At 63.2% G+C, this 13,137-nt stretch carries 13 protein-coding genes and 1 pseudogene; 7 read left to right on the forward strand and 7 right to left on the reverse strand.

Annotated features, from left to right (window positions below):
* Positions 1 to 3: 3 nt before the first annotated feature.
* From IVA78_RS21220 to IVA78_RS21230, 3 genes are read left to right on the forward strand one after another with little or no spacing between them, the layout of a single operon-like run.
* Complete coding sequence (locus IVA78_RS21220) at positions 4 to 1,161, forward strand: alpha-D-ribose 1-methylphosphonate 5-triphosphate diphosphatase (RefSeq protein ID WP_247467528.1); 1,158 nt, start codon at positions 4 to 6, stop codon at positions 1,159 to 1,161.
* Positions 1,158 to 1,754: a phosphonate metabolism protein/1,5-bisphosphokinase (PRPP-forming) PhnN gene (gene phnN / locus IVA78_RS21225; protein WP_247467530.1), complete on the forward strand. Its 597-nt coding sequence runs from the start codon at positions 1,158 to 1,160 to the stop codon at positions 1,752 to 1,754. The genes IVA78_RS21220 and phnN overlap by 4 nt, the downstream gene beginning before the upstream one ends.
* A 28-nt stretch (positions 1,755 to 1,782) precedes the next feature.
* Positions 1,783 to 2,394 (forward strand): pyridoxamine 5'-phosphate oxidase family protein, encoded by a 612-nt coding sequence (locus IVA78_RS21230; protein WP_247467532.1) that lies wholly within the window; start codon positions 1,783 to 1,785, stop codon positions 2,392 to 2,394.
* A 240-nt stretch (positions 2,395 to 2,634) separates the two neighbouring features.
* On the opposite strand, the gene IVA78_RS21235 is transcribed toward IVA78_RS21230, so the two are convergent.
* The 6 genes and pseudogenes from IVA78_RS21235 to IVA78_RS21255 form a co-directional block, all read right to left on the reverse strand.
* Positions 2,635 to 3,366: a 3-oxoacyl-ACP reductase family protein gene (locus IVA78_RS21235; protein WP_247467533.1), complete on the reverse strand. Its 732-nt coding sequence runs from the start codon at positions 3,364 to 3,366 to the stop codon at positions 2,635 to 2,637.
* Positions 3,367 to 3,444: 78 nt separating this feature from the next.
* Positions 3,445 to 3,948 (reverse strand): DUF6496 domain-containing protein, encoded by a 504-nt coding sequence (locus IVA78_RS21240; protein ID WP_247467535.1) that lies wholly within the window; start codon positions 3,946 to 3,948, stop codon positions 3,445 to 3,447.
* 68 nt (positions 3,949 to 4,016) lie between these two features.
* Entirely contained in the window at positions 4,017 to 4,799 is a 783-nt protein-coding gene (locus IVA78_RS21245) for an alpha/beta hydrolase (protein ID WP_247467537.1), read from the reverse strand.
* A gap of 4 nt (positions 4,800 to 4,803) precedes the next feature.
* Positions 4,804 to 6,099 (reverse strand): O-acetylhomoserine aminocarboxypropyltransferase, encoded by a 1,296-nt coding sequence (locus IVA78_RS21250; protein WP_247467539.1) that lies wholly within the window; start codon positions 6,097 to 6,099, stop codon positions 4,804 to 4,806.
* A 129-nt stretch (positions 6,100 to 6,228) separates the two neighbouring features.
* Positions 6,229 to 6,312 (reverse strand): annotated as a pseudogene (locus IVA78_RS34610) (IclR family transcriptional regulator); the annotation flags it as partial.
* Positions 6,313 to 6,372: 60 nt separating this feature from the next.
* Positions 6,373 to 7,380, reverse strand: a complete 1,008-nt coding sequence (locus IVA78_RS21255) for an LLM class flavin-dependent oxidoreductase (RefSeq protein ID WP_247467540.1) — start codon at positions 7,378 to 7,380, stop codon at positions 6,373 to 6,375.
* A gap of 245 nt (positions 7,381 to 7,625) precedes the next feature.
* On the opposite strand from IVA78_RS21255, the gene IVA78_RS21260 reads away from it, so the two are divergent.
* From IVA78_RS21260 to IVA78_RS21270, 3 genes are all read left to right on the forward strand, one after another.
* Positions 7,626 to 8,129: a Twin-arginine translocation pathway signal gene (locus IVA78_RS21260; RefSeq protein WP_247281471.1), complete on the forward strand. Its 504-nt coding sequence runs from the start codon at positions 7,626 to 7,628 to the stop codon at positions 8,127 to 8,129.
* 14 nt (positions 8,130 to 8,143) lie between these two features.
* Positions 8,144 to 8,776: a ferric reductase-like transmembrane domain-containing protein gene (locus IVA78_RS21265; RefSeq protein ID WP_247468059.1), complete on the forward strand. Its 633-nt coding sequence runs from the start codon at positions 8,144 to 8,146 to the stop codon at positions 8,774 to 8,776.
* A 729-nt stretch (positions 8,777 to 9,505) separates the two neighbouring features.
* A complete protein-coding gene (locus IVA78_RS21270) occupies positions 9,506 to 9,982 on the forward strand; it encodes a cyclic nucleotide-binding domain-containing protein (protein ID WP_247468061.1) in 477 nt (158 codons plus the stop codon).
* A gap of 1,797 nt (positions 9,983 to 11,779) precedes the next feature.
* Here the strand turns inward: IVA78_RS21270 and IVA78_RS21275 are convergent.
* The gene (locus IVA78_RS21275; RefSeq protein WP_247467542.1) at positions 11,780 to 12,307 is read right to left on the reverse strand and encodes a hypothetical protein; all 528 of its coding nucleotides are present in this window, start codon (positions 12,305 to 12,307) and stop codon (positions 11,780 to 11,782) included.
* 132 nt (positions 12,308 to 12,439) lie between these two features.
* Between IVA78_RS21275 and IVA78_RS21280 the strand changes: the two genes are divergently transcribed.
* Complete coding sequence (locus IVA78_RS21280; RefSeq protein ID WP_247467544.1) at positions 12,440 to 13,132, forward strand: hypothetical protein; 693 nt, start codon at positions 12,440 to 12,442, stop codon at positions 13,130 to 13,132.
* Positions 13,133 to 13,137: the final 5 nt, after the last annotated feature.

A 13,137-nucleotide genomic window follows, 5' to 3' on the forward strand; every position in this document is an offset into this window, starting at 1 on the left:
GACATGAACGCCAAGCCGAAGGAAACCGTCATCGCCAACGCCAGGATCGTGCTGGCTGACCGGGTGATCGATCAGGGTTGGCTTGCTCTGGTCGACGGACGCATCGCCGAGATCGGCGAGGGCAGGGCGCCCGCCGGCGCCGAGGATGCTGGCGGCGACCTCGTCATGCCCGGCCTGATCGAGCTTCACACCGACCATCTCGAAGCGCATTACGTGCCGCGACCGAAGGTGTTCTGGAATCCGGTCGCCGCTGTCATCTCCTATGACGGCCAGCTCGCGACCTCCGGCATCACCACCGTGTTCGATTCGCTCCGGGTCTGGCGCGAGGACGGCGCGGAGGAAGTCGATGGCCGCGCCGGCGTGCTCGCCGCCGCGATCACGACCGCGCGCGATGCCGGCCTCTTGCGCGCCGACCATTTCCTGCATCTGCGCTGTGAAATCCCGATGCCGAGCGTCGTCGAGGAGGCCAAGGAGCTGATCGACCGGCCCGACGTCAAGCTGATGTCGCTGATGGATCACACGCCGGGCCAGCGCCAGTTTCGCGACGAGGTCAAGCTGCGCGACTATTATCGCGGCAAGGGTGGCGGCAAGACCGACGCCGAGCTCGACGAACTGTTCGCGAAGCGCTTTGCCTATCAGAAGGTCTATGCCGCGACCAATTTGCGCGAGATCGTGACGCTGGCGCATGCGTACAAGATCCCGCTCGCAAGTCATGACGACACCACCGAGGAGAACGTCGCCGATGCCGTGCGCGACGGCGTCGCGGTGGCGGAATTCCCCACCACGCTCGAGGCCGCGCGCGGTCTGCATCACGCCGGCATCGACATCCTGATGGGCGCTCCCAACGTCGTGCGCGGCGGCTCGCATTCCGGCAATATCGCCGCGGTCGATCTCGCCCGCGAAGGCCTGCTCGATATCCTGTCGTCGGATTATATCCCGTCGAGCCTGCTGATGGGTGCGCTGCAGCTTCCCGAGCATGTGCCGGCGATCGATCTGCCGTCGGCGATCCGCACCGTGACCAAGGCGCCTGCCGATGCGGTCGGGCTCACCGATCGCGGCGAGATCGCGATCGGCAAGCGCGCCGACCTGATCCGCGTGCATGTTGCCGGCAGCGTCCCCGTCGTGCGCAGCGTCTGGCGCGAAGGGAGTCGTGTCGCATGAGCGAGACCGCGGCCATGGCGCAGGAGGCAGCGGGCGCGATCGGACCCGGGCGGCTGGTACTTGTGGTCGGTCCCAGCGGCGCCGGCAAGGACACGCTTTTGCGACTGGCGCGGGCGGCGTGCAGTGATGATCACGACATCGTCTTTCCACGCCGCCTTGTGACGCGGGAATCCTCCGCTGCCGAAGACAATCTCACGCTCGCCCCTGACGAATTCCGCCGCGGTCAGCAGCATGGCGATTTCGCCATGCACTGGGAGGCGCACGGGCATTCCTACGCACTGCCGCTCGGGATCAACGACGATATCCGTGCCGGACGCACGGTGGTCGTCAACGTCTCGCGCACGGTGATCGGCGCGCTGCGCCAAGCCTATGCAAATGTCGTGGTGGTCGCGATCACCGCACCGCCGGACGTGCTGGCGCAGCGGCTTGCCGCGCGGGCGCGGCACAGCGACGGCAATATCGCGGCGCGGCTGTCGCGCAGTGTCGATGACGCGCGGGCGCATGCCGATATCACCATCCTCAACGCCGGCAGCGCGGAATATCACAGCCGACAGCTCGTGCGCGTGATCAGGAATGAAGGCTGGCATGAATGATGGCAGGCACGATCAGGAGAGTGGAAGAATGTCGGTGATCGAAACGGTTGAACAGCTGGAGGCCATCTACGGCGTCACCAACGATGCCTCGACCGTGAAAGTCGCCGACCATGTCACGCCACTCTACCGCATCTACATCGAGAAGGCGCCGTTCGCGGCGCTCGCCACGATCGGGCCGGAGGGCATCGACTGCTCGCCGCGCGGCGATCTCCCCGGCTTTGTCCGCATTCATGACCCGAAGACACTGATGCTGCCCGATCGCCGCGGCAACAATCGGGTCGATTCCCTGCGCAATATCGTGCGCGATCCCCGGGTGTCGCTGATGTTCCTGATTCCCGGCTCCGGCAATGCGGTTCGTGCCAACGGCCGCGCCCATCTCTCGATTGATCCCGAACTGCTGGCCTCGTTCAAGGTCGAAGGCAAGGCGCCGCGCAGCGTCATGGTCATGAGCGTGGACGAGATCTACTTCCAATGCGCCCGCGCCATCGTCCGCGCCGACCTCTGGAATCCCGACAGGCGCGTCGACCCAAAGACCCTGCCGACGCCCGGCCAGATCCTGGCCGAGATGAGCGAGAACAAGGTCGGCGGCGCGGAGTACGACCGCGCCTGGCCCGCGCGAGCCGCAGCGACGATGTGGTGACTTTTCTTACCCTCTCCCCTTGCGGGAGAGGGTGGCTCGCCGCGATAGCGGCGAGACGGGTGAGGGGTATCTCTCCGCGAGCGACCCTCTCACAGCTGATCTCGCGGACAGATACCCCTCATCCGGCGCCATAGCCGAAGCTTCGCTTCGACGTTCTTGAGAACGGCGGCCGAAGGCCGCCTATGCCACCTTCTCCCACAAGGGGAGAAGGGAAGAACGAGTCCGCGGCGGCGGCTCACCTCAATTAAACGCCATGCCGCCGCTCAGCGCGATGGTCTGACCCGTCATGTAGGCATTGTCGACCAGCAGCATCACTGCCTTCGCCACCTCGTCCGCCGTGCCGAAGCGGCCGAGCGGGATGCGGCTGACGAGCTGTTGCTGGCCGCTCATCATGTCGGTCTCGATCAGCGACGGCGCCACCGCGTTGACGGTGATGCCCTCCTTCACCAGGCGCGCGGCATAACCTCGCGTGAGGCCCTCGATGCCGGCCTTGGACGCGTTGTAGTGCGGGCCGATAGAGCCGGCACCGCGCGCAGCCCCAGAGGAGATGTTGACGATGCGGCCCCACTTCCGGGAGCGCATCGACGGCAGCACGGCCTGCGTGCACAGGAACACGGATTTCAGATTGACCAGGATGGTTCGGTCGAAATCGTCTTCATTGAGATCATCGAGGCCGCGCGTGATCGCGATGCCCGCATTGTTGACGAGGATGTCGATCGGTCCGAGTCCGGCCGTGACGCGCTCGAGCATGCCCGTCACGGCCTCGCGCTGCGAGACGTCGGCTGCGACGACGATGGCGCGGCCGCCCTGCTTGCCGATCTCGCCCGCCAACTGCTCGGCCCGACCGATCTGCTCGCGGCAGTTGATCGCTACGGCGGCACCGGCCTTGGCCAGCGCGCGACAGACGGCCGCGCCAATTCCGCGCGAGCCGCCGGTGACGAGCGCCGTGCGCCCCTTCAGACTGTCTGACATGAGAAACTCCGATCCGATCACAGCGGGATCGTCGGGCGTCGGCCACTGCCGTTCAAATCAAAAGGCCGCTACATGAATTTAGCGCCGCCGCCGCGCCCTGGTGCGCGCCGCCTTCTTGGCGGCGGCGGAGCGGGTCTTGGCGCCCTTGGTGCGGCTCGCTTTCCGCGCAGCAGCCGAACGTGACGCCGCGGTTCGCCGGCTCGCGGCGCTTTTGGCCTGTTTTGACAACGCGCTGCGCGACGCCGTCGAGCGCGGCTCCTTCTTCAGGACATTTTCCACGGCGCGCGACACGCGCGGCCGGCGCTTCGGGGAGCGCTTGCCCTGGCCGACCTCATAGGCATATTTGGCGCTGCGGCGCGTCGATTTCTTGGTGCGCCCCTTGCGTGGCGGCGGCAGATCGACGCCGGCGCCGCGTGCCTCGGAAAGGCCGATGGCAATGGCTTGCTTTGTCGAGCGTGCGCCGTGCTTGCCTTTACGAATCTTGTCGATCTCGTCCTTGACGAATTCGCCGGCCTGCGTGCTCGCAGATTTGCCGGCGCGCTTGTCCTGCTTCGCTTTGCGAATGATTTCCTGACTTGGCATGAGTCGAGTTCCCTTCGAGATGACAGGGATGTCTCACCGCAACGCATAACCCGGACGATTGATCCTGTTCAGTTCCTCAGCGCCGCCAGCAGTTCGTCGGGACGCTCGGCCATGATCATGTGCCCTGCGCCCGGCACGATGACGGTCTTCGCATGCGGGATCGCCGCCGCCAGCGCCTTGCCGGCTTTCGCGGGAGTCATCATGTCTCGCTCGCCGAGAATCAGCGTGGTCGGGACCCTCACGCTCGCAGCCGCGGCAAGTGCATTCGCATAGCTGTTGCAGGCCGACAGATCCCTGAACAGCACGCCCGGCTCGCAATGCTTCAACACGGTCTGCGCGCCGCCATGCATCCAAAGGCCCGGCGCGAGGCTGCCCCCGAGCTCGGCCTTGAAGCCGAGACCCCAGATCGAGACCATGTCGACGGCGTCCTGGTCATTGGCTTCGGCGGCTTTGAGCAGATCCGGGCCGACGGTCATGGTCGCGGCGGTGCCGATCAGGCTCAGCGCGGACACCTTGTCCGGATGCCGCGCCGCCGCCTCCAGCGAGATCAACGAGCCCATGGAATGGCCGATCAGGTGGGCCTTCGCGGCGCCTGCCGCATCCAGCAGCGCCGCGGTCCAGTCGGCCATCTCGGCGATGGTCGACAGCGACGGCCCGGCCGAGCGACCGTGGCCGGGCAGGTCTGGCGCCAGCACCGAAAAGCCGTGATGGGCGAACCAGCGCGTGTGCAGCGCCCAGGTCGAATGATCGAAGCCGGCGCCGTGAATGAAGGCGACCGCGGGCAGCGACTTGTCGAAGTCGCGGCCGCCGGTTGCGACAAACACGTCGGTGCCGTTGACGGAAAGCTTCATGGCGTCAGACCTTTTGCGAGATGCGCAGCGCTTGGTTGAGATCGTCGATGATGTCGCTTGCCGTCTCGATGCCGACCGAGAGCCGCACCAGCTCCTCGCCGATTCCGGCGGCCTTGAGCTGCTCGGCGTCCATCTGCTGATGCGTGGTCGAGGCGGGGTGGATCACCAAGGTCTTGGCATCGCCGACATTGGCGAGATGGCTGATCATGCGCAGTGATTCGATGAACTTGCGCCCGGCGGGCCGGCCGCCCTTGATGCCGAAGGAGACGATGGAGCCGGCACCGCGCGGCAGCAGCGCCCTTGCGAGCTGAAAGTCCGGGTGGTTCTCCAGCGAGGGATGCAGCACCCAATCGACGGCCTTGTTGGCTTTCAGCGCGTCCAGCACGAGATGCGTGTTCTGCATGTGCCGGTCCATACGCACGCCCAGGGTCTCGACGCCCTGAAGCAGCTGGAACGCGTTGGTCGGCGACAGGCATGCGCCGAAATCGCGCAGGCCCTCGGTGCGCGCGCGCATGATGAAGGCCGCGGTGCCGAACTGCTCGTCGAAGACGATGCCGTGATAGCCGCCATAGGGCTCGGTCAGCACGCCGAACTTGCCCGAGCCGCGCCAGTCGAAGCGGCCGCCGTCGATGATGGCGCCGCCGATCGCAATGCCGTGTCCGCCGATCCATTTGGTCGCCGAATGCATGACGATGTCTGCGCCGAGCTCGATGGGGCGGCTGAGATAGGGCGTGGCGAAGGTGTTGTCGATCAGCAGCGGAATTTTTGCCTCATGCGCGATCGCCGCGACCTTGGGAATGTCGAGCACTTCCAGCCCGGGATTGCCGATGGTCTCGCCGATCACGAGCTTCGTGTTCGGCCCGATCGCGGCGCGGAACGCGTCGAGATCGCGCGGCTTGACGAAACTGGTGGTGATGCCGAAGCGCGGCAGCGTATGCCCCAGCAGGTTGATGGTGCCGCCATAGAGTGAGCTCGATGCCACGATGTGGTCGCCGGCGTTCAAAAGTGTCGCGATCGCCAGATGCAGCGCGGCCATGCCGCTGGCGGTGCAGATCGCACCGACACCGCCTTCGAGCGCCGCGAGCCGCTCCTCCAGCACACCGGTGGTCGGATTGGAGATGCGCGTATAGATGTGGCCGGCGCGCTCCAGGTTGAACAGCGCGGCGGCGTGATCGGAATCCTGGAACACGTAGGACGTGGTCTGGTAGATCGGCACGGCGCGGGCGCCGGTTACGGGATCCGGATGCTGGCCCGCATGCAGGCTCAGGGTCTCGAAGGCAGGCGGCTTTGGCGCGGGCATGCGTGGCCTCGTTGGTCGATCGGCGGAGGCCGCCCTTGTGCCACAAAAAGAAGCGCTGCGTCAGCCCATTGACAGCGCCTCTAACCCCGGATCGCTCGATGATCCCGGCCTCGCGCAGCAAGATCTCCGCGTCTGGTAGGCTTCGAATCTCTTCTCGTTGGCCGCGACGATCTTTCGCGCGTCCTGCGCCGGCATCGCGGCGAGGATGGCGATGGGGCAGTTCGCGTTCGGCCAGCTCACGGTCAGCCTCCAGCACATCAAGGCCCAACGCGCTCACGCTCCCTTCTGCCCCGCCAGCCGATTCCGCACCTCGGCCGCAATCTCGAACGAGCGCAGCCGGGCGGCGTGATCGTAGATCTGGCCCGTCGTCATCAGCTCGTCCGCGCCGGTCTCGGCGATCAGTGCCTTCAGCTTCTCCTCCACGATTCTGGGCGAGCCGACCGCCGAGCAGGACAGCGCCTGGCCGACACCGGCCTTCTCCGCCGGCGACCACAGCACATCCATGTCGTCGACCGGCGGCGGCAGCGGGCCCGGCGTGCCCCGGCGCAGATTGATGAACTGCTGCTGCAGCGATGAGAACATGCGCTGCGCCTCGGCGTCGCTGTCGGCGGCAAACACGTTGACACCGATCATCGCGTAAGGCTTGTCGAGTTGCGCCGAGGGCTCGAAGCGCGCGCGATATTCGCGCAGCGCCGGCATCATCATCTGCGGCGCGAAATGCGAGGCGAACGCGAACGGCAAGCCCAGCATCGCCGCAAGCTGCGCGCCAAAAGTGCTCGATCCCAGGATCCACAGCGGCACCTTCGTGCCCATGCCCGGCACCGCGCGGATCGCCTGGTTCGATTGCACATCGCCGAGCAGCGCCTGCAATTCCAGCACGTCGTGCGGAAAGTTCTCCGCAGCCGTCGCAAGGTCGCGCCGCAGCGCCTTTGCTGTGAACTGGTCGGTGCCCGGCGCGCGCCCAAGCCCGAGATCGATCCGTCCGGGAAAGAGCGATTCCAGCGTGCCGAACTGCTCGGCGATGACCAGCGGCGAATGGTTCGGCAGCATGATCCCGCCGGACCCGACGCGGATGGTTTTCGTTCCCCCCGCGATATGGGCGATCACCACCGACGTCGCCGCGCTTGCGATCCCCGTCATGTTGTGATGCTCGGCCAGCCAGAACCGCTTGTAGCCCCAGGCCTCCGCATGCCGGGCGAGATCGAGCGAATTGCGAAACGCCTGCGCGGCGTCGCCACCTTGGCGGATGGGCGCGAGGTCGAGCACGGAGAAGGGGATCATGTGTGGTACCCGTGAAGGGCGCGTGTGCGCGGGGACCTCACATATAGGGGACCAGGGATAGGAATGCTGCTCGAACCTGTCGCGACTTGGATCTTGACGGAGCAGCGCATCCTTGACGCTGCAGCCCGCGCTGCCCGTTCACAACACTGTTATTGCGACCTATGGCGCCCTTCGTCGCAACTGGGCGTTCTGCGCCTGTTGTTATAGATTGCCGGAGCACTGCTCGGTTGCCAGGAGGAACTGACATGACCACGGTCGTACTCAACCGCCGCAACCTCCTCGCCGCTGGCGGCTCGGTGCTCGCAACCGGGGTTTTGGCGAGCGGAGTTTCCGGGCTGCTGTTGCCCGCCCGTGCCGAAGGCCTCGCGCCGACCGAGTCGATGTCGGGCGGGGCGAACAACTACCGCAAGGGCGCGGCGATCGTGGAGCGGATCGGAAAGGGCGGCTTCTGGATGAGCGGTACCGTGCGCCGCGCCGGCGACGGGGCTCCGCTCGCTGGGCAGCGCATCCAGATCTGGGCGCACACCGTCGAGGGGCAGGAGCACGAGCCGCAGAGTCATGGCGCCACGCTCACCGACAAGGACGGCAAGTTCCGGCTCGAGATGCCGCAGATCATTCCCATCTTCGGCCAGCCGCATGGTCACCTCGCCTATGACAGCGGCGAGTTCAAAACCGTCTTTCTGCGTCCGGTGATGCGGAGCGCAAAGGAAACCAGCCTCGAGGCGCACTTCGTCCTGCAGCCGGCTTGAGCCGCGAATTGCAAATGAAGGGATGGGAATCGGCCCGGGCGACCCTGATCTGGGTGGCCCTTGCCTTGGCCATTTGCGTGCCGATCGCCGCCGCAGCAGGAAGCGACCTGCTCGCTTGGCGCGGTCCGGTCTACATCCTCGCCGGCTTCGCAGGGATCGTCGCCCTCGGTCTTGTGCTCGTTCAGCCCCTGCTGATCGGCGGATATTTGCCGGGGCTATCGGCTTATCGCGGACGGCGTGCCCATCACTGGATCGGCGGCGCGCTGGCCTTTGCGGTGGTGATCCATGTCGCCGGCCTCTGGATTACCAGTCCGCCCGACATGATCGACGCCCTTACCTTCTCATCGCCGACGCCGTTCTCCCCCTTTGGCGTGGTCGCCATGTGGGCCATCTTCGCTGTCGCGCCTTTGGCTGTCTTGCGCCGGCGATTGGGACTGCGGCTGCGAACCTGGCGCATCGTCCATATTCCCCTCGCGATCGTCATCGTCGCAGCCAGCGTGGCCCATTGCCTGCTGATCGAGGGGACGATGGAGACGATCTCCAAGATTGTGCTTTGTGCGCTCGTTCTCGCGGCGGCCATCAAAGTGATGGCTGATCTGGTTTGGAGAAAGCGGACGTTGCGCGGAGAGGGCATTGCGCGGCAGTAGGCGTCGGATGGATAGAGCACTTGCGAAATCCATCGTGCTTCGTCATCGGCAAGCCTCGACGGGCTTCGCTGCCGCCTTGGCTCTTTGCGCTACGGCGGACTAGTCGCCCTACCCACGCCACGAGCTGGACGTGATTAGAAATCACGATTTGTCGTGCGCGTACTTCTCCAGAAGCAGCCGATTATATTCATCTCTCACGGCTCTCCGCGAAATATGCCCTTTTCGGTCTTTGGCGATCTTCAGAAGATCGGGATCAGTCGGTGCCCGTGATTTCCGCCTAAATCTCGCAAAGAGTGGGGTCGTAGGCGCCGACGTCCTTCCAAACAGCCGGTCAAACCATCCCATTGTGTCCTCCCGGACAGACGGCAGATTACGACATTATCACCATGAATTTGGGGGTCAAACGGATTGCGTCCGCGGCTAATGGCCCCGGATTACGCTTGCACTCCATCCGGGTTACGCCACTGGAAAAAGCGAACGGTGCGCGGCGAGAGTGTTGCGTGGCGGCAAGCGTAGGATGAGTAGAGCACTTGCGAAATCCGCGACGTTTCGCCACTGAACGAGCTTGATGGATTTCGCCACCGCCTTCGCTCCCTGAGCTACGGCGGACAAGTCGCTCTATGCATCCTACGCGTATTTTGTTGCCTCTTCTTGCGAACACGTCGGGCATCGTCAGCGCCGATGTCTGCTCTGCTTGCCGCAGATGGTGGCGGGGCGTATCCTTGCGCGATGGCTGTCAGCGCTCCCGATCTGAAGGCGTTCCTGCTCGCCACGCCGTTCTTCGGTGGTCTCCCGGAACCGAGTCTCGACCTCCTGATCTCGATGCTGGTCGAGCGCCGCTTTGATGCCGGAGCAACTGTCGTGGCGGAGGGCGAGCAGGGACGCTCGATGTTCATCGTCAAATCCGGTCGGCTGGCGGTGCGCAAACGGGCGAATTCGGGCAACGTCATCCCAATTTCCGCTCTGGAGCCTGGCGATTTCTTTGGTGAAATGACGCTGATTGAAATGCAGAATCGCTCCGCCACGGTGGTGGCGGAGACTCCGACGGCGCTGTACGAACTGACCGCCCAAAAGCTCTACGCTTGCTACAAGGCCGATATCCACGCCTATGTGATCGTCCTGCAGAACATCAATCGCGAACTGTGCCGACGGCTGCGCCGTGCCGACGATCGCTTCATGGGACAGCGGATGCGTGACGACAATTGACAGTGCGTAGACGGGTACAGCGCTTGCGAAACCCATCATGCTTCGTCACTGAGGCAAGGCCTCGATGGGTTTCGCTTCGCTCTAGCCATCTTACGAGCTAGCAGACGTCGACTTGGTCTGTGCTTCACTAACGCTCCGTTAAACAGCGAGCCATAAAGCAGCCTAGCGGATTGTGAGTAAAACAATGCATGCGCTACGCTCGTGAAGGAATTGGTTGCGCCTCAAGTGCGTCGCTATTGCGAGATATTGAAACAAGAAGCCACTCAAAACTGTCGAGCCGATTAAGAGTATGGACCAGCTTTTTACGGCCAAGCTAATAGTTAATCTCCTCGCGGGGGGCTAGTGGTCTTCGTTGTCTTAGCGCTGCTCAGGTCCGTGATAAGTGGTGGCAAGCGGGTTGTTTGGGAAATCTGCGAGTTACGGCAGGACTGGTATGCATGTGTATGGTCGGGCTTTCCCGGCATGGCAACATCGGTCCATGGGGCGCGTGGGTTGGCTTCGGCGGCATCGTTGCATTGCTATTGGCAAGTCTATTCGTTGGTCGCTCGTACAGGTTCAAGGGAAAGCCGCCGTAACAAAGCTGATATCGGGTCACTGCAATTTTTACCCGTCGGGCAAAACACCCGCCCCATACAAAACCTCGTCAATCCCCTGCCGTAAAAATATTCCACTTTACCGAAATTCGGAATTGCGGCATTCTCCCACCCATCCCGGCCCGAGGAGAGGGACGATCGTACGTCGTAACGAAACGTGGGCCGGGGTGCGGTGGACGCGGCAGCGTCGGGCACGCGTAGGCGAGACCAGGGCGAGATGAACCTCGTGAGGTCCTTGACTGCGTGCGGACGGACGGCGCCCGTGTCCGGCGAAGCCCTTTGGGTGAAGCCGGATTGCTGCGTACGGCAAAACCGTGTGGTCCTGACCGTCGTTGCTACGGTCAAGCCTTGCGGAGATATCTTGAGGCCCAACCGGGCCCTCGAGGCATCGCCATTCGCGAGGTGACGGAGGCCAGAAGGAACTCGGCTCCGGGGAGAGCAGGCATAAGCCGTCAAACCACTGCGCAGGGAAGGCCGTGTGTTCGGCTTCACCTGTATGCCGCTGTGCAGTTTTTCTGCGTGTGCATTCGCACGGCGGACCGTGGGTGCCAGCCGGCACCCGGCCTTCCCTGCGCCCTCTTCACCGAAGAGGGGCACGGAATAGAGCAAAACTCGGGCGCATCGAGCCGCGAGAATGCCTTGTCATGTGTGGAACACTGGTGCTGCCGGACAGGATTGAACTGAGGTAACGATCCCGCTTTATATTGATTTTATTGAATTTTTCGGTCCGGTGGTCTGCCTTTGTGTGGCACTCTTGCGGGGCGGCGCCCCACGCTGACAGGCTACCAAGTGCGGGCGGCGATTCCCACTGGATTTTGGGGCATCCTGCCAGCGATGGTGAGCATTGGCAGCGGATGAACTCATGCGGCCTCCCGTGCAACGTAGGAATGCATTGGCGTCGTTAACGAGGGGTTCGGGCCTTGCGGACCTTGATCCAGGTGTCCATGTGGTGGTGGCCGCATAGGGGCGGTTCCAGGTCTGATTTCCAGCCGGAACCCCTGAACCGGAAGCCGAGAAAAACGTTGCCAAAGGACCGGGGAAGTTGTAATTTTCTCGGAGATCGCTGGATATAGGGCGTGAGCATAACCAGCCCCGCCTAGGTAAAACTAGGACCATCCGAACGGATGGGCAGCCCTCACGGGTCAAGAGGTTCGCCCCGAGACACTTAGGTGTCGAGCAGGCCCGAAAGGGCCTGTTTCTATTTCTACCATGGCGTTCTGCGCTTTTGATCGTAGATGCGTGGGGGCAACTTCCCCTTGAGGATCAGCCCGACCAGATTGACGAAACGGACCTCGCCGTAAGTGGCAACATGCTTGTCATCGGTCCGGTGGAAACCGGTACGAACCCGCATCAGCAATTTCGCATCTGCCCGGCCCTTCAACTTCTCCAAGCTCAGCGCGATGATGTAGTGCGCGTTACCCAAATCCACGGTGAGCACTAGATAGCGGTCGCGCTCTCCCATCCACACACGGCCGCGCATCGCGCGCTCAATGTGCCCCCACATCTCTAGCGACGCGGCGTACCGTTTTGTGCAGAAACGACCATCAGGGCGGCTGCACCCGGGGAATACAGGTCGCTCATCATTGGGCTTTGGCTCTTCCGTGAAGCAGTGATCAGAGAAGGTCACCAGGATAGGAACGTCAACGCCGCCGACCTTGACCACAGCAATGCGATCGTCGAGATGGCTTAGGTCGAATGTCTGGTCTCCGGTTTGAAAAGCGCCCCACGGCACTGGTATCGATCCTTCAAATGTTTCAGTTGCGTGAACTCAGTTGCTAGTCGCAATCATCGCCGCCCGCAACCAGTCAGCTTGACCAGATTGCGCGCCGGTCTCACGATAATCAGCCGCTTCTGGAGTTCCTGAATGCTCGACGCATATTTGAGGAAAGGCGCAAGACTGCCGACAGAGGCCAGTGACGGACGGAGGGTCATCGAAGACGCGGTCACGTCGACCTTGTTCAGCCCGTTGAAGTTCATGACCCCCCGCGATGCTGGCCAAATCTTGTCTTGGCTGACCGGGCCCCAGCGCGACATGACGGCCAACGTCCATAGCTTGCAGCTGTGGCCACGCTTTGCAGCGGATGACAAGTCTGCGAACGAATACACGATTGAGCCAGACCTAGTGCTTGACGGAACTGTGGATGACCAACCGTTTCGTTGGATCATTGAAGTGAAATGGGACGCCGTTCTACTTCGTCACCAGATTGAGGATCAGATCAGGATTTGCACAAAAGGTCTGAAAGGATGGCGCCACATATCTTTGGTCAAGTCAGCCGAGCTGGCGGCATTCGATTCGCCCACCACGATCATCCAGTGGAACCAAGCTCTCGCTATCCTTCAAGATGTCCTGCGCGCCAACGCAGCGGACGGGGCCAGCTTGTTGTGGTGCCGAGATGCGATCCGGTTTCTGGAAAAACTTGGAGTCGGCACGTTCAAGGGTTTCGGAGTTTTGAATCTGGCGCCGGTGACGATCGAAGAGATGGATCTATCGGTATGGCGAGGGCTGCCTGTTGATCATTTGATCGAGGTTACGCCAGTCAGTTTTTCCCTGCGGTAAGGAGA

The sequence above is a fragment of the Bradyrhizobium sp. 137 genome (assembly GCF_023074095.1).
Lineage (GTDB): Bacteria > Pseudomonadota > Alphaproteobacteria > Rhizobiales > Xanthobacteraceae > Bradyrhizobium.

Bases quoted from the DNA above. Each gene is read 5' to 3' on its own strand.
- IVA78_RS21235 (WP_247467533.1), bottom strand. From the start codon at position 3,366: ATGTCAGACAGTCTGAAGGGGCGCACGGCGCTCGTCACCGGCGGCTCG.
- IVA78_RS21240 (WP_247467535.1), bottom strand. From the start codon at position 3,948: ATGCCAAGTCAGGAAATCATTCGCAAAGCGAAGCAGGACAAGCGCGCC.
- IVA78_RS21265 (WP_247468059.1), top strand. From the start codon at position 8,144: ATGAAGGGATGGGAATCGGCCCGGGCGACCCTGATCTGGGTGGCCCTT.
- IVA78_RS21260 (WP_247281471.1), top strand. From the start codon at position 7,626: ATGACCACGGTCGTACTCAACCGCCGCAACCTCCTCGCCGCTGGCGGC.
- phnN (WP_247467530.1), top strand. From the start codon at position 1,158: ATGAGCGAGACCGCGGCCATGGCGCAGGAGGCAGCGGGCGCGATCGGA.
- IVA78_RS21220 (WP_247467528.1), top strand. From the start codon at position 4: ATGAACGCCAAGCCGAAGGAAACCGTCATCGCCAACGCCAGGATCGTG.
- IVA78_RS21270 (WP_247468061.1), top strand. From the start codon at position 9,506: ATGGCTGTCAGCGCTCCCGATCTGAAGGCGTTCCTGCTCGCCACGCCG.
- IVA78_RS21250 (WP_247467539.1), bottom strand. From the start codon at position 6,099: ATGCCCGCGCCAAAGCCGCCTGCCTTCGAGACCCTGAGCCTGCATGCG.
- IVA78_RS21230 (WP_247467532.1), top strand. From the start codon at position 1,783: ATGTCGGTGATCGAAACGGTTGAACAGCTGGAGGCCATCTACGGCGTC.
- IVA78_RS21245 (WP_247467537.1), bottom strand. From the start codon at position 4,799: ATGAAGCTTTCCGTCAACGGCACCGACGTGTTTGTCGCAACCGGCGGC.
- IVA78_RS21280 (WP_247467544.1), top strand. From the start codon at position 12,440: ATGCTCGACGCATATTTGAGGAAAGGCGCAAGACTGCCGACAGAGGCC.
- IVA78_RS21255 (WP_247467540.1), bottom strand. From the start codon at position 7,380: ATGATCCCCTTCTCCGTGCTCGACCTCGCGCCCATCCGCCAAGGTGGC.